We start from the raw sequence: 20,491 nt of genomic DNA, 5'->3' as shown, positions 1-20,491 counted from the left end.
CTTAATTGTTCGCGTTGATCGTCTGATCCAGCCAATCAAGATAATTCGACACGCGGGTATAGGCCGAGAATTGCGCCGTCTCCAGGCAGGATTTGGTGGTCGTATTTGACAGACCCCAGCTGACGATTCCGGCCTGCACATAAGCACCATCACCTACCGGCACCACAAGTGGGCCACCGCTGTCACCGCTGCAACTTCCCTTGCCGCCTTCAAACGTGCCTGAACACAGCATGTTGGCGGTCATCGGTTCACGCACATGGGTGAGCAACTCCTGCCAGACCTCTTGGGCTTCGGGCTGTTTCAGACCAAACGCCTGGGCGGCAAAGGCGATGCCCTCGGCCGCCGACTTGGCGCGCGATTCAAGCATCACCTGATTGCAATTGGCGCGGCTCAACATCTGGATTTCGGCCTGACGCATCATCTCGGTGCGCTTGGCGCCCTCGATCAGGCCCCAGCCGGTGACGACGGTGCGCACGCCGGGCTGATCAAGCTGATCGCCGAACTCGCTGTCGGGCACCTTGATCGTGGCATAATCAACCGATGGCGCGCGGGCCAGCTTGATCAGCGCGATGTCATTGTCGAACTCTTCGCCAATATAGGCCGGGTGGCGAAAGATCTGTTCCACCGGCACAAGATCACCTTCGCCCTCGGCGATGCGATTGGTTCCGACCAGCACCGAAATCACACCCGGCGCGAGGTCGCGGTAGATGCCGTTGGCATCCTGCATGTGAATGCAATGCGCCGCCGTCAGAACCCAACGATCCAGCACCATCGAACCGCCGCAGAACTGCGCATCCGCCGTCACCGGCTGCCCCGAGATCAGCAGAGCGACCTGCCACGGCCAGGCACCATCTTCGGCCACTTCGCCACCGATCACACGGCCTGCACTATCTGCCTCTTGTGCCTCCATCGCGCGTTCGGCCTTCTTGCCACTCTGCGCGAAGGCAAAGGGCGAAGCGGCTTCGGGCGGCTGCGCGGGCAAGGTCAGCTCCTGCGCCGCCAGAGGCAACGCCGCCAGCGTAAATGCAAGGGTCATCAGGGGTCTGAAATTCATCATAATATCTCCAAGTTAGGGCTAATTGTTGCTGGCAGCAAATGGCTGCACGTTGAGATCGAGCCGTGCCACCGAAAGGGCAGGCGCGTTGGGGGTTAGGGAAAAATTCCGGCTGGTGCCGGGTTCTGTCAGATCGGCGAGGTAATCGGCCATCGCGCCGTTGCGCCCGCGGCTCTTGTCGCCGCTGCCAAGGCCGGTAAACCGCGTGCGCGGCGATCCCGGCTCAGCGGGAACCGAAAGGACAATCACAGTTTCATGCAGGTCGCGCGTGCCATCGTTGCGCAAACCAAACCGCATCGCCTTGGACCCGCCGCTTTCCAGCCGGTTAGAGACGTTTTGTGTCGGCCAGAGCGTCGAGATCTGCGAGGCGGCGTCGATGTAGAGCACGGTGATGTCCTGCATGCTTGCCGTTGGGTTCTCAACGCGCAGTTTCAAGATATCGCAATGCCGCGCCTTGGCCGAACCGCTGGCCTCTTGCACAGCCCCCCCGCCCGCGCGGCATTTCCCCGCCCTCAGCGCGCCGGGTGTGACCCCAAAGCCGACTTTCGGACCGGTCGTGCCGAGAGAAAAGCCGCTGACTGCGCCGCCCTGCCCCAACTGCGCCAAAGCGCGCTCCAAGCGCACGCGACCCGCGACCGCCTGCAAGCGCATCGCCAATTCGGTGGTTGGCCCAACGCCGAGACGCGGGCTTGTTCCGACGCCCTTTGCATCAAGCACACCATCGGGGCCGATCAGCGCAAATTCCTCGCCGGTCCAGATCACCCTATGGCTAGGGTTGGGCGCTGTTACATCGAGGTCAAGCATCGCTTGCAATGCGGCAACTCCGCCAGTGTCGCCGCGTTCAAGCTGTGCCAGCGCGTCGGGTGTGAAGGCGACGGAAAACGATACATCCACAGCGCGGCGGCTGATCTCACCATGGCTGACACGAGTGGTTGGATAAGGCTCTAAATAGCGCAAATCGGCAGAATTGGCGCGCACGGCGGTGACAACCGCACGGCCCGCCGGGCTCTTTTCGAGCAGACCAGAATAAAGCGCAACTTCGCTGCCTTCTGTCACATCGCTCAGCAGCCCAGCCTTGAGCACCTGACCATCCACCGCGATCCGCGCCAGTCCGGGTGCATCACCGCCCAACACCGCCGCATCGGCCATTGGCCCCTCCACATCCGGCGTTTGCGCCGCCTGCCCGGCGCGGGTTTCGATCCGCAACGCGGCGGCCTGAACCAGCGCGCTATAGCTGAGGTTCGGCGCTTCGCGCATCACCGCCGTGATCGCACGGGTGAAATCACCATGCCAGCGGCGCTCCTCGCCGACCGGATATTCAAACGCCCGCTGGTCCGATTGCGCGGCGTAGAGAAAAACATACTCGCCCTCGGGCGGGGCAGCCTCGGCCAGCGCATCCGGCGCATCGCTGTCCGGCAGACCCAGAGCCGCCGGGCTGACATAGCGGGCGCGCGCCTCGCCCGTCTCAAGCGCGCGAAACCCAGTGCCGGAATGACACGCATCAAGGATCGCCACCAGCTTGACCTCTCGCTCTGCCACACGCGCGGCAAAGACGGCGAATTCATCGTCGCGGATGGCGTTTTCAACTTCGCCGATGCCACCGTTCCAACCGCGCGTATCGCGGGGCAGGAAAATCTCGTCCATGCCGCCGCCTTCGTCACCGTCATCATCCGGTGCCTGCGCGCCATGGCCCGAGAAATAAAACACCAGCGTATCGCCGGGCGCAGAAGCCGCGAGCGCATCCCCCAGCGCATCAAGGATCGCAGCGCGATCGGGCAAGCCGCGTGCGACACCTTGGGGCAGTTCAGCCGCCTCATCTGCCAGAACGGTGATGCTACCTGCCGCAACCCCGCGCAGCATCAGCGTTTCGGCCATCAGACCGACATCGTTGACCGGCCCCTTCAGGTCGGCATCGAGATAGAGATATTCCCCAACCCCGACGAGCACCGAACGGGTCTCGGTGCGCGCCATTTGCGGCACGCAGAGCAAGGCAATCAGAAATGTGAACAGGGCGCGTATCATGGGCGCGAGATTACGCCGCGTCATGCGTTCCGGCAACAGCGTCTTGAAACCTAACAGCGTTTTTCATCAATTGCTTGGCGTGATTCTACGCGGGGTTACACCGCCCCCGATCGTTGGCGTCTTCACCGCATCAATTGCACGCAGAAAGCCGTTGAAATCGGGGTTGAGGCGGGTTGCCTCTTCCCCCGCTGAAATTACCAGATCGACCTCGTTTGTGGGCAGGCGCAACCGCGTTGGAACCTCGTTCAATGCATCGCGCTGATCCGCATCAAGCGCGGCAAACGATACCTCGCCAACGAATAGCTTCACATCCTTGCAATCCCAACCCCTGGTGCTTCCTCTAAGCGCGCGTACCTTGGAGAGCGGCAAGTCGCAGCGCCAAGCGATCAGATCCTTGGAATATTGATCAAGCGTCAGGCGCAGCACGTCATAGCCCACCCGCGTCGCCGCCCCCATCGAGGAATTGGCAATCGCCATGCCAAGTTGCAAACCGCCCGGGCCGCGCAGCCGCTGATTCCATTTGAAATCCTGCTGGGTGCCGGCATTGGCCACGAGAAACAGCATGCGGTTGACCCGCACGGCCTGTTTCTCACTCATCGGGCCGAAAGGGGTCTGGCTCTTGGCGCGGGCGACCGAAAGACCGGTGGTGCCGAAATTGTCGGTGATCGCCCCGTCGAGCAGTTTGACCAGCTTGATCTTGTCCGGGTCGCGGTATGTTTCAAGCATCTGACCATAGGCACGCAAAGCCGAGGTGGATTCCGGATTATAGCGCGCGGTGGTCAACCAATCAGGCTCGGAATAGTCACAATTCTCGCGGTGCGCCTTCAGAGTGATCGGCGCGAAGACCAGCGGGAAGGCGGCCGAGGCCGCGACCGCCTCGCTGACCGGGAAATCGGCAAGGTTGGAGCAGAGCGCATCAAACGTCTCCTGACTGAACAGGAAGGGCGTGCCATTGGCAACGTCCGAGGCGTTGATCCAGGTGGTTGCATGGCCGCGCTTCCACAGATCCCGGAAGGTGGCCTTGTTGAGTATGCTTTCATCGAGGAAGCGGGCGAATGTGGTGCGGCCATTGGCGCCACCCGCGAGGCCACGCACCAGCGTGACCGGGTTCCACGCCGCCGTTGCCATGTATTTTTCGGCGTTCTGAATGAGGTAACGCTCGCGATAGCTGCGCACGCCTTTGGGACCATGCAGCCCATAATGCGCCGCCGTGACTGATCCGCCCGAAACGCCAGTCACCAGCCGCACATGTTGCAACAAGCCATCGGGGTTTTTCGGGCTGGCGGTGGCGTCACGCAGCGCCTTGAGCATACCATGCGAAAACGCCGATGCGCGCGTGCCGCCGCCGGAAAAGGCCAGCCCGATGAAAAGCTCGTCGCGCGTCGCAAGGGTGCCGCCAAAGGCGGGCTCGACAGGTGACGCAGCCCCGTTGAGCGCCGGATTGATCGGCGCATTCCACATGCCGCAAGCCGCCAGCAAACCTGTCAGAAACGCCGCAGCGCCCTGCCGGATCAATTTCATTCAACTGTCCCCAATGGTGTGTTGCGACACATCGTCAGGCGAAAAGTGCAGGCAGTCAATTTCGATTGCAAACCCTTTTTCCACCGCCAAAATCCGCGGGATCGCGCCATGGCGCAGGGCAATCGCGCGCACCAGCGACAGGCCCAATCCATGTCCCGGTTTGGTTTGGCAATCGTGACCGCGCGCGAACGGCATAAAAAGGCGCGCTTGCAACGCCTCGTCAACGCCCGGCCCATCATCTTCGATTCTCAGCTTCACCCGCGTGTTTTCACGAAAGATCGAAAGACGGATCGTATCGCCGGGGCGGGTATATTTCAGCCCGTTTTCGATCAAGTTCGACATCAGTTGCGCCAACAGATCAGTGTCGCCAAGAATGACCGCACCGGGTTCCAGATCGCTCAGAAGCGTGCGCTGCTGCTCCTCGGCCACGGGCGTATAAAGCTCGGCGATCCCTGCGGCGATTGTTGACAGATCAACCGGCGCAAGACCTTTGGTGTTGCCCGCTTCGGCGTCCATCTGGGCGATGCTGAGCAAGCTGTCAAACAGCCGGATGGTGGCGCGAATTTCCTCCTCCAGCCCGGCGCGCGCAACCGTGTCGAGATCGAGCGTATCAAGCCGCGCACTGATACGGGCAAGCGGCGTGCGCATCTCGTGCGCGACGGCATTTCCAAGGCGTTGATGCGCGTCAAAGAGATGCGCAATCCGCTCAAGCATGGCGTTGATATGGCGCGCCAGTTCGGCGTATTCGGCGCCGTTTTCCGGCTCAGGATCAAGCCGCGCGGCCATGCCCCCGGCCCCGCCGATCCGCGACAGAGACGCGTTGATCCGGGTCAGTCGGGCGCGCGCGCGGCGTGCCACAAGTGCTGCCGTGGTCAGCCCGGCAAACAGGATCACCGCGCCAAACAGCGCAAAAATGCGCAACATCTGGGCCAGCATGTCCTGCATCGGAAGCAGGCTGACCCCGACCAGAAGGGGAAAACCGCCGCGCAATGCCTGTGCTGTGGCAAGATAGGACAAACCGCCAAGCGTGACCCGCTGTGGCGCGCCACTCTCGGGCGTGATTTTGGCAGGCCATTGCGCCAGATTTCCGGCCAAAACCGCGCCGTCGCGATCCATCAGAAGATAGACGCTGCCCGCCGGATCACCGCGTTGGCTGCGAAAGTCGATAGCTTCGCGCAACGCCACGATGCGGCGTTGATCATAGAGCGCGCCAAAACCCTGCATTTCCGCCAGAAGCCGGGTTTCCGCCGCCGCCATCAGGCGCGTTTTCAACTGCGCCTGCACCACCCAGACACCCAGCACCGCCAGGAGCGTCGGCAAGGCCGCGATCACCAGCGCGCGGCGCAGAAAGGCAAGACGTGCAAGGGTCATTCGGCCCCGCCCGCATCGGGGCCAAACCAATATCCCGCACCGCGCGCGGTGTGAATCCATGCCTGCCCCGTCTGGCTTTCCAGCTTGCGGCGCAAACGGCCGACATGCACATCGACAACATTGGTTTGCGGATCGAAATGCAGGTTCCAGACATGTTCGAGAAGCTGCATCCGGCTAAGCGGCGCGCCTGCATGTGTGGCGAAATACAGTAACAGTTCAAACTCCTTGGGCGAAAGCGCAATATGGGTCTGGCCAAAGTGCAACGTGCGGGCGCGCACCCTGATTTCCAGATCCCCGAACACCAGAAAATCATTGTCCGTCACCTGCGACTTGCTGCGCCGGATCAATGCGCGAATGCGCGCGCGCAACTCTTCGGGCGCAAAGGGCTTGGCGAGGTAATCATCCGCCCCGCGATCAAGCCCGTGCGAGCGATGCCCGGCATGTGCCAGCGCGCTGACCATCAGGATCGCCTGCACGTTGCCGAGACGGCGCAGCTCAGCAATGGCATCTATCGAATCGCCATCTGGTAGGAGTCGATCAAGGATCGCCAACGGGAAGCGGCGCGTTGCGGCGGCTTCCAGCGCCTCGGCAGAGCTTCCCACCAGAACAGGCGTATACCCCAGTTCCTCGCAAGCCTCGGAAAGAACGCGCGCCATGTCGCCGTCATCTTCGACAATCAAAACCGGCTCGGGCTTGTCACTCATCTCATTCAAAGCTCACAACCTCACTGTCCAAAACGTTTGCCGCACTGGCCCGGCGTAACGTGGCGCTGTCGTCCCATGGGTCGAGAACGTAGTGGCGCGAGGCCCCATCGGGCAAGGTGATACGCACAAGGACGGGGGCATCAAGGCGAAACCGGGCCAACCAACCCGCAGGCATGGCCGAGACATCAGCGCCATTGATGGCGGCAATCCTGTCGCCCGGCGACAAACCGGCGAAAAACCCGGGCCCCTGCGCTGTCACTGCGATAATCGTGCCATCAGGGGCAACATCCATGCCCAGATCAGCCAACCCATAGGCTTTCAGTTGCGCCATATCGCGCGGCGGCATCTTGTCCATCGCCGACCCCTGCGGGCGGCGCGAAAGCGTCAGGCGCAGGTGTTGATCGCCGCGCAGCACCGTCATGCTGATCTCATCGTTCAGCGTGGCCAGCGCAAACGCCATATCGCCGGGCGCGGCAATGCTGGCCCCATCCATCGCGACAAGGATATCGCCCGCGCGCAGCCCGGCACGCTCTGCCGGGCTGTCGCGGCGCACTTCCTCAACCAATACGCCGGAACCATCAAAGCCGAGCGCGGCCCGCATCCTTGGGTCAATCGGGCGAAGCTGCACCCCCGGCGCGGCGCGCCGAGGCGGCGAACCGGCGGCAAGGAACGCACCCAGATCAGCCACCGGCACCGCATAGGCAATACCGACAAAAAACCGCGAGCCATCGCTGATCCGGCTGTTGAGCCCCAGAACACGGCCCGTCGCATCAACCAGCGGCCCGCCGCTTGATCCCGGATTGACGGCCGCGGAATGCTGCAGATAGCGCACCGGCTGGGTCGGCTCGATCTGACGCGCCAGCGCCGAGATGATGCCGACGGTCAGCGAAAACCCCGCCTCCAGTGGCGCACCAGCGGCATAGACCGGCTGACCGGGGGCGGGCTGAACCTCGCTTGGCTCCAGCGGTGGGCCATGCGGTGTTTCCAACTCCAATAGTGCAAGATCACGTGCCGGATCTATCGCAACCACCCGCGCAGTGATGCGCGCGCCGCTCTGGGTTAATGCAATCACCTTCTTGGCGGTGCCGACAACATGGGCATTGGTCAGCGCGCGCTCATCGCTACCAAATACAAAGGCCGAGCCGAGAAAGCGGTCGCGCTGATCGGCGCTGCGCAGCATCAATGTGGCCCCAAGCACCCGCGCGGCGGTGCGTTCGCTGATTTGTGCGGGCAGTGCAAGGGCTGTGCCGACCGGCGGACAGAGCAGACATAAGACAAACAGAATAATACGCATGGAATGACTTTCGATAATCTTTCGATCAAGCTTAGGACGCATCCTTCAAACGTTCATGTGAAAAATCCTGTCATGTTTCAGGCAAGTGTTGGCAGGTTCCGATTGCAGGGCTACTATTTTTCTCAACTGCCGTATTTCAGAAGGTTTTTCCTCCGATGACGCATTCGTTTTTGCCCCCTCTCCTCGCCTTGCCGTTGCTCGCGGCAGTCACCCTGCCCGCCGCCGCCGAAATCGCCCCGCCCCTTCGTCAGGCCGAGGCCAGCCGCGTGATCTATGACGCCGGAATCGCGCGGCGCGACGCGCTCTTGGTGCTGGCGGCGGCCAAGTTGCGACGCAACCTTGCGCTGCAACCTGTCAAGCGGACGGCGGATGAAGGCGAAGCGGCCACCGGAGCACCGCTTGATGGCGACACCATGCTGAACGAGGCGCGCGCGCTGGCGGTGGGCGATCCTGCGATGCTGGCTCTGATCGAGGATGTGGCGGCGGAATCTTCCAAGGGCGTGGTCAGCGGGCCGGTCTATAACATTGCCAGAATCGGCCCGAAAAAGTCCGACACCTATCGCTCTGTGCCATTCAAGTCGGGCGAATATGCCGAGATCTATGTCGAGGCAAAGGACAGCAGCGATCTGAACCTCAAGGTGCACGACGATCAAAACCGGCTGGTCTGTTCCGATACCGATATCAGCGCGATTGCCTATTGTGGATGGAAGCCGCGGCAGGCGGGCAGCTATACCATAACCATCGAAAACATGACCGCAAACAACGTGCAATATTCGCTGATCACCAACTGACGCGACCGACGCCTGCCATCATTTGAAGAGAGAATTTTGCCATGAAGCGCCGCCATTTGCCCCTGCTTGCCACTGCTTTTTCCGCCCTCTTGGCCGCGCCCGCGCTGGCCGAGAATTTCGCACTTCTGGTCGGTGCCTCAACCTATCAAAACCTTGATGAACGTTACTGGCTGCGCGGCCCCGCCAATGACGTCGTGCTGGTGCGTGACTATCTGATCGAGACGGCGCCAGAGCCGTTTCAGGCCGACAATATCACGGTTCTGGCAGATGGTGTCGAAGGGGCCGATGGCGCGCCGACGCTGGCGGGTATCCGCGCCGGGTTTGCCGCGCTGGCCACCAAGGTGGGGCCGGATGATTTCATCTATCTGCATTTCTCCGGCCATGGCACGCAGGCGCCCGCGCTTGACCCCGAGAGCGAGATTGACGGCTTGGACGAGCTGTTCTTGCCGGTCGATATCGGGCCGTGGAATGACAGCATCGGGTCAGTAGAAAACGCTTTGGTTGATGACGAGATTGGCACCCTGATCGACAGCCTGCGTGCCAACGGGGCGACCGTCTGGGCGGTGTTTGATGCCTGCCATTCCGGCACCGTAACTCGCGCCGCGCCTAGTGGCGCGGAAGAGGTGCGCTTGCGCAAGCTCGCGCCTGACGCGCTTGGCGTGCCTGATGCCGCGATGGAAGATGCCAAATCGCAAAGCCGCGCGCTGCCCGATGCGCGCGCCCGCCCGCCAAGCCCGATGGAGCGCGCGCCAAAATCCGAAACCAAACCCGGCCGCGGCGCCTTCATCGCCTTTTACGCCGCGCAAACCACCGAGACGACGCCGGAAAAACGCCTGCCACGCGGCGCGCCTGATCGCAAATCGCTGGGGGTGTTCACCTATACGATCTTCGAGACGCTGGCGCAGAACCCCGGCCTGACCTATCGCCAGTTGGGGCAGGAAGTGCTGCGCAAATACGCGGTTCAGAACCTCGCCCTGTCCACCCCGATGTTTGAGGGCGATCTGGATGGCTATGTGTTTTCCGGCGAGGCCACAGAGCGGATCGTGCAATGGCCTGTCGAGACCGGCGAATTCGGCCTGACCCTGCGCGCGGGGCAATTGCAAAACCTTGGCGAAGGCGATGTGCTCGCCCTGCTGCCCACCGCCGCAACCAGTCTTGAGGGCGCGCTTGGCTATGTTCGCGTCACCTATGCCGACACGTTTAGCGCCGAGTTAGAGCCTGTTGAGCACGCCGGGCTAAGCGCGCCTGATCCCTCCGATATCCCCAATGGTGCCTTTGCCAGACAGCTGACGAACGAGATGGATTTCACCCTGCGCGTCGCCCTGCCGCAAGATGAGGTGCCACTTCCCGGCGCGCTGAATGCAGCGCTTGATCTGTTGACCCAAGATATTGGAAATCGGGTGCAATTCGTCGCGCCCGCAGATGAAGCCGACATCCGCCTTGCCATGATCCCGGACAGCCCGCGCCCTGATGCCATCTGGATGCTGCCCGGCACCGGCTATTTCGAACCGTCCAAGGCCGGGCAGACCCCCTCGATTGGCACCCAGGGGCGCAATGCGGCGGAAATTGCCGCGCTTATGCAGGACAATCTTGAGCGTATGGGGCGCGCCATCAACCTGCTGCGCATGGGAGGGCAATACGACAATGTCGCCCTCGGCGTCGAATTGCAGCTTTTGACCAAGACCAGCAAACAACGCGAGTTGCGCGCGCTTGATCTTAGCGCGGTGCCGGTCATGCTGCCTGATGACCAAATGCATGTTCTGGCCCGCAACAACGAGGATTTTCCGATTGATGCCAATGTGCTGCATATCGGGTCGGACTATTCGATCACACATTTCTATCAGGGCCGGTTGCAACCCGGTGACACCCTGAGAAAAGGGCTGTTCCGCATCACGGACAAGGCGTTTGGCCGGGATCGTGTCGTGGTGATCCTGACCCCGGCAACACCGCAATCGCCTGTTGAGGATCTTCGGTTTCTGGCGCAGGACGCCATTGAAGTAACACGCGGCAATGCCCCCGGCGGCAGCGGCTTTGCCGCCTCTCTGCGCATGGCGGGGTTTGGCACGGTCACCCGCGGCGCGGTGGCGCTTGAGGACGACAACGGGCCGGCCCCGGTGATCTTGCAGTTCGACATTGATACCGCCCCTACGCAATAGAGCGCGCAAAGAGGACCAGATTTTGAGTGAAAGCGGCAAGGGCTACATCGACACGCTCTATACCAGAACCCGTGCGTCTCATATGCCCGCCCCGCAACTCGCTGGTGAGGCCGAGGCGGATGTCTGTGTTATCGGCGGCGGCCGATACCCGGCAGCGCGCGTCTTTGGGGTCGCAGCATGTCGGGGCTGGCGAAATCTCCGGCATCGCTTGCGCGAACGCACCACGCCCTAGCCGCCCTATTGCTCGGCCAACACCTTTTCGATGCGGGCCACGTCTTCGGGGTTGTTCAGCTCCCAAAACACCCGCCCGCGCGCCTCGACCACGACACAGCGCAGCGGTGTGCCGTTGACCAGAAACCGCAACTGTTCCAGCCCTTCAAGCTGCTCCAGACGGCTTTCGGGCCAGCCGATATAGGCGCGTAAAGCGGCGGGGCGATAGGCATAGACGCCCACATGATGATAGACCGGAATATCCGTTTCAGGCAGCTTGCCGGGCGCGATATAGGGCACGATTTCCTTGGAGAAATAGAGCGCGCGATTGTCGGCCCCAAACACCGCCGTGGTGCCGCCAACACGATCATTGCGGCGATCCTCGGCAAACATCGCATAGGTCTGGGCGTCGCATTGCAGCACCGGGGTGGCGACCTGCGCCTCCGGGTCGGCCTGCATCGCAGCAATCAGGTCTTCGACGAACCAAGGTGGCGTCAGCGGCGCATCGCCCTGAAAATTCACGATCAGATCAGCGTCCAACCCCACCGCCGCCTCGGCACAGCGCGCGGTGCCGTTTTCACGCTCGGGCGCGGTCATGATGACACTGGCACCGAACCCTTCAGCATGGGCGCGAATCCGCGCGTCATCGGTGACGACATGCACCTCGGCCACGCCGGAAATGGCGCGGGCCGCTTCCCAACTCATCTGGATAAGCGTCTTTGTCGATCCGTCCTTCTGGCGCAGCTCGGCCAGAGGCTTGCCGGGATAGCGTGTCGAGGCGAAACGCGCCGGGATCAGGATCACTGTTTTCATGCCACACCTGCGCGCAAGACATCATGGATATGCAATATGCCAACGGGGCGGTTGTCTGCGTCAACAACCATCAACACGCCAATCTTGCGCGCATTCAAAATCGCCAGCGCCTTGGCCGCCAACAAATCCGGGGTCACTGTCACCGGGTCTTTGCTGGCAATTTCTCCGGCTGTCATCTGCATCAGGTTGCCCATGTTGCGGCGCAAATCACCGTCCGAGATCACCCCGACAAGACGGCCATCCTTAACCACGGCCGCGATGCCGAAACTCTTTGATGTCATGGTCAACAACACATCGCTCATCGGCGTGTCGGGCTCAACAAGCGGCAACGCTTCCGGCCCGTGCATCAACTCTGACACCCGCATCAACTGCGCGCCCAGCTTGCCGCCGGGGTGGAACGTCTGAAAATCATCCTCGCCAAAGCCACGCTGTTCCATCACCGCCACCGCCAGCGCATCACCCAACGCAAGCGTCAGCGTGGTCGATGTCGTCGGCGCGCGGCCAATGGCGCAGGCTTCGGCCAGATCGGGCAGCGCGAGCGGGATATCGGCAGCCTGCATCAGGGTGCTGTCGGGACGCGAAGACACCCCGATCAGCGGGATCGAAAACCGCCGCGTATAGCGGATCAGATCGCCCATTTCCTGGGTTTCGCCCGAGTTCGACAAAAGAATGCACACGTCATTGCGCGTCAGCATCCCCATGTCGCCATGGCTTGCTTCGGCGGCGTGCAGAAAATCCGACGGCGTGCCGGTCGAGGCCAGCGTCGATGATATCTTGCGCGCGATATGGCCCGATTTGCCGATGCCCGAAACGATGGTGCGCCCGGTGCAGGCAAAGATCATCTGCACCGCCGCTTCAAATCCCTTCGGCAGCGAGGCCGCCATTTGCGCCAGCGCATCGGCTTCGATCTGCAAGACGCGACGACCGGCGCGAATGATCCCGCCGGGGTCAGGGGTTTGTTTGTCCATGCATCCCGATCCTCAATCCGTTGTGATTTCGATATACCCTAAAGCGTCTCGAAATAAACTTGAATCACGAGTTTGCCCCAAAACGCCCACGACATTGATCTGTTGCGCGACATCTCACCATATCCCTGCCTTGAGGTTAAGGCGGGAGGCTTTCGTGACGAAACAATCCGTCACGCTTGCGAGGGGGGTGGGCGAAAAACAGAATGCGGGTGCCGGTTGATACTTCACAACCAAAGGCACCCGCATTCCGCCTTAACGCTCAAATATGGCTCAGGCCGCCTTACAACACAAAGTCGGACGCGTCGAAGGCAGTATATCCAAGTGAGCCAATTTCGAAATCTGCAATACCGTCACCGTTGACATCACCCTGAATGATCGCGTTCGGCCCATAGGCAGAATAGCGCAATTCGCCCGCACTGCCCGAGAAGGCTGACGTTCCGATCCAATTGAACGCATCGTCGGCACCCGTGCCGGTATTGGCATCAATGTTGGACAGCCGGATCGTATCGCCGCTTGCAAAATCCCCAAGCGTGTCGCGATTGCCTGGGCCTACTTGGCTATGCGCCATGTTATTGAAAACGAACACGTCCGCACCCGCACCACCATAGAGTATATCGGCCCCGGCTTTGCCCTCGATATAGTCTACCCCGGCTTCACCGCGCAGTGTGTTCGCACCGCTCGACCCGATCAAAGTATTGTTCAGACTGTTACCGGTCCCGTTCAGTGCTGCGCCTTGCAACTCCAACCGTTCGACGTGATTGCCCAGAGTGTAGGACGTCAGGTAGGAATACACCGTATCCGTTCCCTGGCCGTTGTACTCTATGACAACGTCACCCGCCGCACCGACATAGTAGTTATCGTTGCCAAGCCCGCCGACCATGTAATCGTTGCCGGCTCCGCCATTCAGAACATTGTCGTGCGTATTCCCGACGAGGGTATTGTTCAGACTGTTACCGGTCCCGTTCAGCGCCGCACCCTTCAACTCCAACCGTTCGACGTGGTTGCCCAGAGTGTAGGAGTGAAGGTAGGAATACACCGTATCCGTTCCCTGGCCGTTGTACTCTATGACAACGTCACCCGCCGCACCGACAAAGTAGTTATCGTTGCCAAGCCCGCCGACCATGTAGTCGTTGCCGGCTCCGCCATTCAGAACATTGTTGTGCGTATTCCCGACGAGGGTATTGTTCAGACTGTTACCGGTCCCGTTCAGCGCTGCGCCTTGCAACTCCAGCCGTTCGACGTGGTTGCCCAGAGTGTAGGACGCCGCGTAGGAAAAGACCGTATCCGTTCCCTGGCCGTTGTATTCAATGACAACGTCACCCGCTGCACCGACGGTATAGTGGTCGTCGCCACGGCCGCCGACCATATAGTCGTTGCCTGCTCCGCCGTTCAGAACATTGTTGAGCGCGTTGCCGACGAGGGTGTTGTTCAGGCTGTTGCCAAACCCGTTCGCCGCGCTGCCCTGCAACTCCAGCCGTTCAACATTGTCGGTCAGAGTGTAGCTGTAGAGATAGGAGATAACCGTATCGGTCCCGTCACCAGAGAGTTCCGTCACTTGATCCCCGGCAGAGCTGACATAATACCGGTCATTGCCGGTTCCGCCAAACATTAAGTCGTCGCCCGTACCACCGTTCAGGGTGTCGTTATCGGCACCGCCATACAAGTAGTCCACGCCCACACCGCCATTCAGCACATCATCGCCGGCTAGACCAAACAACTGATCCGCGCCGCGCATCCCCATGAGCACATTGTCGAGTGCGTTGCCGGCGAGGACATCGTCCCCGTCGCCGGAAACGATGTTTTCAAAGCCCGCGCCCACGATGGTTGCAAAGGAACTGCCGTTAACAGAGAAAATGTCGCTTGTAAGATCAATAAAAACATGACCTTGAAGCGCCACGGTATTCAGCCAATCTGTGCCGCCGTTGGTGTCCTCGATAACGCGCCCGGGTTCGGCCACTGCAAGGGCTGCGTAATCCTCGGTGACGGTATGGATGTCATCGTTTGACTCGGCAGATCCGTAAAAATCAAGCTGCCAGTCATGCAGCGTTCCGACGTCTCCGCCCGCATCGTCAGTGACTTCAAGCGTCCAGGTTCCCGCCGAGGAATATCCGCGCGCGGCGGCAATCTCGAATTTCCATTGAAAGCCGTTGTCGGTTAACGTTGAACTACCTTCGTCCTGCATCAGCATGAACCGGGTGCCATCGGGCGCAACAAGGTATATGTCCAGATCTGAGGCCCAAGTATGGGTCACACTGAACGTGACTATAATTGTTTCGACTTCGACTCCACCGGCAACAACAAGATCGCTTGTCACCGTCGAGGCATCGGTAATAGCAAGATCAATCGTGCCGGAATCTGCCGCGACCGTCTGTTCTTCAAGCGCGTTTGCCGCAACAGACCCGGCCGAAACGGCTGATCCGCCGTTCATCATGGTCCAGACCTCGGCCATGCGCACGGCGGCAAATGCATTCACCATCCCATAGCCATAGCTGACGTTGAAAGTGTGACCACCCCCGTTGAAATTCCCGGCACCTGTCGAAAACCATGCCCCGTCTTCAAATCCCGCAGCGGGCCCGCCAAAGGCCGATCCCGTCTGGCTGGCTGAATTGGCAAGGATGTTCTGAACGTCACGCCAACCCAGATCAGCGTTCGCCTCTAGCATCAGCGATATCACACCGGCAGTAACCGGCGTTGCCGCCGACGTGCCGTTGAAGGAGGTGGTATAATCGCCCGCATCATAGCCCGCCCCACCGCTGATGTCTGTTGTCACCGCAGCGGCAGGCGCCGCCACCAGAATGCCAGAGCCAAAATTGGAATAGTCCGAGGCGGTACCGTCGAACTCGGTGGCGGCAATGGTGATCGTGAACCGCGAAGCGTTGGCCCCGTCGCCATTGGCATTCATGTTGTCGTTGCCCGCAGCCTGGACGTTTACCGTGCCCAATCCGCCGCGTCCGACTTCTGCAATCAGCTCGTAGGCGGCGACCAGGTCGGCGGTCTGCCCAGGAACCAAGACGCTTTGATACGCGCCATAGCCGGGCGTGATGCCCCAACTGTTTGACATTACATCGAACTGCTGGGCCTGTTCGATCACGTCGATGAACGCGGCCAGTTCGAGAGGGGTGCCGCCGTTGACATAACCGTAAACCCCGGATTCAAAGATGTTTACCCCGGTCAGCGTCACGCCGTGGGCCACGCCCACACCGCCTTCGCCATTGTTCGCCGAGGCCCCGATCAGACCGGCACAAGCCGTGCCATGGGCCCCGCCCGCATTTGGAAACGGATCAACCGGGTTGCCGAGAGCGTCGAGAACATGCAGGCTGCTGTCATAGTTGCCAATCAAATCCGGATGGTTGTAATCAATTCCCGAATCGTAAACGCCAACGTTGACACCCGAACCGGTGTATTCGTCCCAGATGGTTTCAATGTCGCCAATCAGCCCAAAGTGCCATTGGCTCGCATAAAGCGGATCTGTCGGTATCATGGTGAAATCCCCTAGAATATGTAGATTTTCCCGAAATCGGGATTAAGAAAACTGTTAAAATTGGGCGCCTTAATCTGTCACGGATATGGTTTCGACGTGAAAATCCCTTCCTTGCATACAGGTGGACATTCGCCACCAGGCACCAGTGAGCGTCAGTTTAACATCGGTATAATCAGCCAGGTCGCGTTCGGTCACGCCAGACAGGCTAACGGTTTCACCTGTGTCCATTTTAAACTGCGGACAGGTGACGCCGCGCCCGGCATATTGGCCTGTGATCTGTTCAAGAGGTTCAGTCGTCTTACTCATGCTCGAAGTCGGCAGCACTAAAAGCATGAAAGCGGCGAAAACGCCGATGCAAACAGCCGAAATATTGCGACTTGAAATGGAAACACCTCTTCTCCTCGAACAAGGTCTTCACTCAAAAATACCCAATTAGTTCAGACCTCAGGCAACTATGCTCCAGAACAACACGGAGCCACCTAAACAACAAAAATTGCTTTCACCTGTGATCATCTTCTCAGACATGATTTGAGTCAACGACAGATTTACTTTTTCAAAGTCCGCTGTCTGGCGCTGATGTGAAAACCCGCAAATCCCCGAACACGCCTCTGCGTTCCAGACAGCATGTCACGCCGTTGAAAATTCTAACGACATGGAGCTTTAAAGCGTGATTTCAAACAGTTAAAGCCCAGAAACAAGATCAAGGACTCGCCACTGCCCACAACCGCACGTTGGCCGGGCCAGCGACCACCTCGTGCCGGGAAAGCATGCGCTCTTCCAGATCTGGCAGGTCGCGGTGCCACCCTGATTCGCCCATCCATCCCGCCGGACCGACCCATTGCACGCACCCAATGCGGACGGTATCGGCGCATTCTTTCAACGCCCCCGCCAAACCCGCCGACGCGCCCAACAGCAATCACGCCACGCCAACCGCAAAGCGGCTACCGCGTAACGCATTGATAAATCAGTGAAAGTGGTGAGCCGTGCAGGATTCGAACCTGCGACCCACTGATTAAAAGTCAGTTGCTCTACCAACTGAGCTAACGGCCCACTAGGCGGCCTATCTAGAAAGCTGTGCCCAAGCGGTCAACCCCGAAAATCTCCGAATTTCGGTAGGATGCTGGATTCATCGCACACGCAGGCGTATATGCCGCGCATGAACACGCAGGACGCATCTATCGCTTTCATGAAAATGCACGGGCTGGGCAACGATTTCGTTGTCGTTGATGCCCGTACGCGCAGCGTCAAAATAACGCCCGAACTTGCCTGCGCCATGGCCGACCGGCATCGCGGTGTCGGCTTCGATCAACTGGCAGTGATCGCACCCGCCACAGACGCCGATGCGCGGCTCACCTTCTACAACGCCGATGGCTCGCTCTCGGCGGCCTGTGGCAATGCCACACGCTGCATCGCCCGCCACCTTCTCGATGAAACCGGCCAGACCACGCTCAGCCTCGTCACCGAGCGCGGCACATTGTCGGCGCGTGATGCGGGCAATGGCCTCACCTCGGTCAACATGGGCGCGCCGCAACTCTTGTGGCACGAGATACCGCTGGCGCATGAAACCGAGACGCTTGCGCTGCCGATCGGCGGGGCGCCCACGGCAACAGGCATGGGAAACCCGCACTGCACCTTCTTTGTTGATGATGTCGAGGCGGTCGATCTCGCCGCGCTCGGCCCGCAAATCGAACACCACCCGCTCTTCCCGGAACGCACAAACGTGCAGTTCGCACAGGTGATCGGCACCGATCACCTTCGTATGCGTGTTTGGGAGCGTGGCACGGGAATTACGCTGGCCTCCGGCTCCTCCTCCTGCGCCACGGCTGTTGCCGCCTGTCGTCGCGGCCTAACCGGGCGCGCGGTGACAATCGAGCTTGACGGCGGCACGATAGAGATTGATTGGCGCGATGATGGCGTCTGGATGACAGGCCCCACCGCGCATGTCTTTGACGGGATCTGGAGAGGCTGAAATGTCGGCACCACCAAAATTCTCCACCCAAGGCTGTCGGCTCAACGCCTATGAAACCGAAGCCATGAAAGAGCTGGCAGCCCAGGCCGGGCTCGACGGCGCGGTGATTCTCAATACCTGCGCAGTCACCAATGAGGCTGTGCGCAAAGCACGCCAGGAAATCCGTCGCCTGCGGCGCGAGAACCCAAACGCCAAGCTGATCGTCACCGGCTGCGCCGCCCAGATCGACCCTGACAGTTTTGCTGCCATGAGCGAAGTCGACGCCGTGATCGGCAATTCCGAAAAGATGCAGCCCGACACATGGGCACGCCTCACCCCCGATTTCACCGGTCAGACCGAACGCATCGCGGTCAATGACATCATGTCGGTGACAGAAACCGCCGGCCATCTGATCGACGGTTTCGGCAGCCGCTCGCGTGCCTATGTGCAGGTGCAAAACGGCTGCGATCATCGCTGTACCTTCTGCATCATCCCTTACGGTCGTGGCAATTCCCGCTCGGTCCCCGCTGGTGTGGTGGTCGATCAAATCAAACGACTTGTGGATCGCGGCTATAACGAAGTGGTGCTGACGGGCGTTGATCTTACTTCATGGGGCGCCGATCTGCCCGCCGCGCCGCGGCTGGGCGATCTGGTCATGCGGATTCTCAAACTGGTGCCCGATCTGTCTCGCCTCAGAATCAGTTCGATCGATTCGATTGAAGTGGACGACGCACTCATGCAAGCCATCGCAACCGAACCTCGCCTGATGCCCCACCTGCACCTCTCGCTGCAACATGGCGATGATCTGATCCTCAAACGAATGAAACGCCGCCACCTGCGCGACGATGCCATCCGCTTTGCCCAAGAGGCGCTCCGCCTGCGCCCCGACATGACGTTCGGCGCCGATATCATCGCCGGATTTCCGACCGAATCTGAGCAACACTTCGAAAACTCGCTGCGACTGGTGGAAGAATGCCAACTGACCTGGCTGCACGTTTTCCCCTATTCGCCGCGCCCCGATACGCCCGCCGCGCGCATGCCGCAGGTCAACGGCAACGCGATCAAAGCCCGCGCCGCCCGCCTGCGCGCCGCCGGTGACGCCGCCGTTGCGCGCCATCTTGCGGCCCAACAAGGCAAGCTGCACCGCATCCTGATGGAAAGCCCGCAGATGGGGCGCACCGAACAATTCGCCGAGGTGGACTTCAGCGCGCCGCAACCCGAAGGCACCATCGTCTCGGCCACGATCACCGGGCAATCGGCGAACCGCCTGACGGCCTGACCCAAAAGGCTCTGTTGCGTAAATGAGTATCTGAACCAGAAAACCGGCCGGAACCGTTTGCGCTTCAGCTTTCCGCAAATACTCAAATCCCAACCCCACCCCAGACGCAGCGATTGATCCTGCGAAACCGCCTACACGCGCCGTTCCACCGCTTGACAATCTGCGCCCCGCTACACGCAATGCGCACATCCCCGAGATGAGAGCGCCATGCATCCCAATAAATCCTACCGCCCCGATAACCGTGCCGAATCCGTCGCCCTTGCCCGCGAGACCGGGTTCGGCATGCTGGCTGTTGCCGCACCCGGCGCGGCTCCGATGCTGTCGCACATTCCTTTTCTGCTCGATGAAGATGGCAGCGAAGCCCTATTGCATTTGGTGCGTTCAAATCCGATTGCGCGGGCCGTCGATGGCCCGACACCTGCGCGCATTGCCGTGCAGGGCCCGCATGGCTATGTCTCGCCCGATTGGTATGAAATCGACGATCAGGTGCCGACCTGGAATTATATCGCAATTCACCTGACCGGCACGCTCGCACCAATGCCGGATGATGCCTTGCCCGACCTGCTGGCCCGGCAGTCTGCCTTTTTCGAGGCCGCGCTCGCGCCCAAACCGGAATGGCGGATGGACAAGCTCTCCCCCGAAATCGCTACCAGGATGATGCGTCAGATCCGCCCCTACCGGCTGACCATCCGCGAAATCGACAGCACTTGGAAGCTCAGCCAGAACAAACCCGACACCGTGCGCCTTGCGGCGGCCGATCATCTCGCCGCCCAGGGTCTCGGCAGCGAGCGCGAGCTTCTCGCCGCCCTGATGCGGCGCCCGCCGCAATAGCAAAAGGGGCCAGCGGCCCTGCGCAAGACCCGGACTGGGGCCGAACAG

General features: G+C 60.7%; 16 protein-coding genes and 1 tRNA gene. 6 read left to right on the top strand and 11 right to left on the bottom strand.

Translation table 11 applies throughout. The features are described 5' to 3' along the window. Position 1: 1 nt before the first annotated feature. From LZG00_01080 to LZG00_01055, 6 genes are read right to left on the bottom strand one after another with little or no spacing between them, the layout of a single operon-like run. Positions 2 to 1,054 (bottom strand): serine protease, encoded by a 1,053-nt coding sequence (locus LZG00_01080; GenBank protein ID MCF3592588.1) that lies wholly within the window; start codon positions 1,052 to 1,054, stop codon positions 2 to 4. 21 nt (positions 1,055 to 1,075) lie between these two features. Next, positions 1,076 to 3,100 (bottom strand): caspase family protein, encoded by a 2,025-nt coding sequence (locus tag LZG00_01075; GenBank protein MCF3592587.1) that lies wholly within the window; start codon positions 3,098 to 3,100, stop codon positions 1,076 to 1,078. A 42-nt stretch (positions 3,101 to 3,142) separates the two neighbouring features. Next, the gene (locus LZG00_01070) at positions 3,143 to 4,597 is read right to left on the bottom strand and encodes a patatin-like phospholipase family protein (protein MCF3592586.1); all 1,455 of its coding nucleotides are present in this window, start codon (positions 4,595 to 4,597) and stop codon (positions 3,143 to 3,145) included. Continuing rightward, positions 4,598 to 5,968 carry a HAMP domain-containing histidine kinase gene (locus LZG00_01065; protein ID MCF3592585.1) on the bottom strand — a complete coding sequence of 457 codons (1,371 nt, stop codon included), beginning with the start codon at positions 5,966 to 5,968 and terminating at the stop codon, positions 4,598 to 4,600. It lies immediately after the preceding gene. Next, entirely contained in the window at positions 5,965 to 6,672 is a 708-nt protein-coding gene (locus LZG00_01060; protein MCF3592584.1) for a response regulator transcription factor, read from the bottom strand. The genes LZG00_01065 and LZG00_01060 overlap by 4 nt, the downstream gene beginning before the upstream one ends. 1 nt (position 6,673) lies before the next feature. Next, positions 6,674 to 7,966, bottom strand: a complete 1,293-nt coding sequence (locus LZG00_01055; GenBank protein MCF3592583.1) for a trypsin-like peptidase domain-containing protein — start codon at positions 7,964 to 7,966, stop codon at positions 6,674 to 6,676. Between the two features lie 155 nt (positions 7,967 to 8,121). Between LZG00_01055 and LZG00_01050 the strand changes: the two genes are divergently transcribed. Genes LZG00_01050 through LZG00_01040 form a run of 3 tightly spaced genes read left to right on the top strand, consistent with a single transcriptional unit; the run spans position 8,122 to position 11,145 of the window. Continuing rightward, positions 8,122 to 8,757: a hypothetical protein gene (locus tag LZG00_01050; protein MCF3592582.1), complete on the top strand. Its 636-nt coding sequence runs from the start codon at positions 8,122 to 8,124 to the stop codon at positions 8,755 to 8,757. Between the two features lie 41 nt (positions 8,758 to 8,798). Beyond that, on the top strand, positions 8,799 to 10,913 hold the full coding sequence (locus LZG00_01045) for a caspase family protein (protein ID MCF3592581.1): 2,115 nt from the start codon (positions 8,799 to 8,801) through the stop codon (positions 10,911 to 10,913). A gap of 22 nt (positions 10,914 to 10,935) precedes the next feature. Continuing rightward, entirely contained in the window at positions 10,936 to 11,145 is a 210-nt protein-coding gene (locus tag LZG00_01040) for a hypothetical protein (GenBank protein MCF3592580.1), read from the top strand. 5 nt (positions 11,146 to 11,150) lie between these two features. Here LZG00_01040 and LZG00_01035 read toward each other — a convergent pair whose 3' ends face one another. The 5 genes from LZG00_01035 to LZG00_01015 form a co-directional block, all read right to left on the bottom strand. Continuing rightward, entirely contained in the window at positions 11,151 to 11,936 is a 786-nt protein-coding gene (locus LZG00_01035) for a 3-deoxy-manno-octulosonate cytidylyltransferase (GenBank protein MCF3592579.1), read from the bottom strand. Continuing rightward, positions 11,933 to 12,904: a KpsF/GutQ family sugar-phosphate isomerase gene (locus LZG00_01030; protein ID MCF3592578.1), complete on the bottom strand. Its 972-nt coding sequence runs from the start codon at positions 12,902 to 12,904 to the stop codon at positions 11,933 to 11,935. The genes LZG00_01035 and LZG00_01030 overlap by 4 nt, the downstream gene beginning before the upstream one ends. Before the next feature lie 280 nt (positions 12,905 to 13,184). Continuing rightward, positions 13,185 to 16,385 carry a S8 family serine peptidase gene (locus LZG00_01025; GenBank protein ID MCF3592577.1) on the bottom strand — a complete coding sequence of 1,067 codons (3,201 nt, stop codon included), beginning with the start codon at positions 16,383 to 16,385 and terminating at the stop codon, positions 13,185 to 13,187. Positions 16,386 to 16,454: 69 nt separating this feature from the next. Beyond that, the gene (locus tag LZG00_01020) at positions 16,455 to 16,691 is read right to left on the bottom strand and encodes a hypothetical protein (GenBank protein MCF3592576.1); all 237 of its coding nucleotides are present in this window, start codon (positions 16,689 to 16,691) and stop codon (positions 16,455 to 16,457) included. A gap of 668 nt (positions 16,692 to 17,359) precedes the next feature. Then, a tRNA-Lys gene (locus LZG00_01015) sits at positions 17,360 to 17,435 on the bottom strand. A gap of 97 nt (positions 17,436 to 17,532) precedes the next feature. Between LZG00_01015 and dapF the strand changes: the two genes are divergently transcribed. The 3 genes from dapF to LZG00_01000 all read left to right on the top strand — a co-directional run bounded on the left by dapF (position 17,533) and on the right by LZG00_01000 (position 20,443). Continuing rightward, positions 17,533 to 18,354, top strand: coding sequence for a diaminopimelate epimerase (dapF, locus tag LZG00_01010; protein ID MCF3592575.1), 822 nt, complete (start codon positions 17,533 to 17,535; stop codon positions 18,352 to 18,354). A gap of 1 nt (position 18,355) precedes the next feature. Next, positions 18,356 to 19,612, top strand: coding sequence for a tRNA (N(6)-L-threonylcarbamoyladenosine(37)-C(2))-methylthiotransferase MtaB (gene mtaB / locus LZG00_01005; protein MCF3592574.1), 1,257 nt, complete (start codon positions 18,356 to 18,358; stop codon positions 19,610 to 19,612). 207 nt (positions 19,613 to 19,819) lie between these two features. After that, positions 19,820 to 20,443: an FMN-binding negative transcriptional regulator gene (locus LZG00_01000; protein ID MCF3592573.1), complete on the top strand. Its 624-nt coding sequence runs from the start codon at positions 19,820 to 19,822 to the stop codon at positions 20,441 to 20,443. Positions 20,444 to 20,491: the final 48 nt, after the last annotated feature.

The organism is Rhodobacteraceae bacterium LMO-JJ12 (assembly GCA_021555075.1).
Taxonomy (GTDB): Bacteria; Pseudomonadota; Alphaproteobacteria; order Rhodobacterales; family Rhodobacteraceae; genus JAKGBX01.
Note: the sequence above shows the minus strand (reverse complement) of the source record. Positions and strands in the feature narration are given on the sequence as shown.

Excerpts from the sequence above, each read along its gene's own strand:
- LZG00_01080 (MCF3592588.1), bottom strand. The coding sequence starts at position 1,054 with ATGAATTTCAGACCCCTGATGACCCTTGCATTTACGCTGGCGGCGTTG.
- LZG00_01075 (MCF3592587.1), bottom strand. The coding sequence starts at position 3,100 with ATGACGCGGCGTAATCTCGCGCCCATGATACGCGCCCTGTTCACATTT.
- LZG00_01070 (MCF3592586.1), bottom strand. The coding sequence starts at position 4,597 with ATGAAATTGATCCGGCAGGGCGCTGCGGCGTTTCTGACAGGTTTGCTG.
- LZG00_01065 (MCF3592585.1), bottom strand. The coding sequence starts at position 5,968 with ATGACCCTTGCACGTCTTGCCTTTCTGCGCCGCGCGCTGGTGATCGCG.
- LZG00_01060 (MCF3592584.1), bottom strand. The coding sequence starts at position 6,672 with ATGAGTGACAAGCCCGAGCCGGTTTTGATTGTCGAAGATGACGGCGAC.
- LZG00_01055 (MCF3592583.1), bottom strand. The coding sequence starts at position 7,966 with ATGCGTATTATTCTGTTTGTCTTATGTCTGCTCTGTCCGCCGGTCGGC.
- LZG00_01050 (MCF3592582.1), top strand. The coding sequence starts at position 8,122 with ATGACGCATTCGTTTTTGCCCCCTCTCCTCGCCTTGCCGTTGCTCGCG.
- LZG00_01045 (MCF3592581.1), top strand. The coding sequence starts at position 8,799 with ATGAAGCGCCGCCATTTGCCCCTGCTTGCCACTGCTTTTTCCGCCCTC.
- LZG00_01035 (MCF3592579.1), bottom strand. The coding sequence starts at position 11,936 with ATGAAAACAGTGATCCTGATCCCGGCGCGTTTCGCCTCGACACGCTAT.
- LZG00_01030 (MCF3592578.1), bottom strand. The coding sequence starts at position 12,904 with ATGGACAAACAAACCCCTGACCCCGGCGGGATCATTCGCGCCGGTCGT.
- LZG00_01025 (MCF3592577.1), bottom strand. The coding sequence starts at position 16,385 with ATGATACCGACAGATCCGCTTTATGCGAGCCAATGGCACTTTGGGCTG.
- LZG00_01020 (MCF3592576.1), bottom strand. The coding sequence starts at position 16,691 with ATGAGTAAGACGACTGAACCTCTTGAACAGATCACAGGCCAATATGCC.
- dapF (MCF3592575.1), top strand. The coding sequence starts at position 17,533 with ATGCCGCGCATGAACACGCAGGACGCATCTATCGCTTTCATGAAAATG.
- mtaB (MCF3592574.1), top strand. The coding sequence starts at position 18,356 with ATGTCGGCACCACCAAAATTCTCCACCCAAGGCTGTCGGCTCAACGCC.
- LZG00_01000 (MCF3592573.1), top strand. The coding sequence starts at position 19,820 with ATGCATCCCAATAAATCCTACCGCCCCGATAACCGTGCCGAATCCGTC.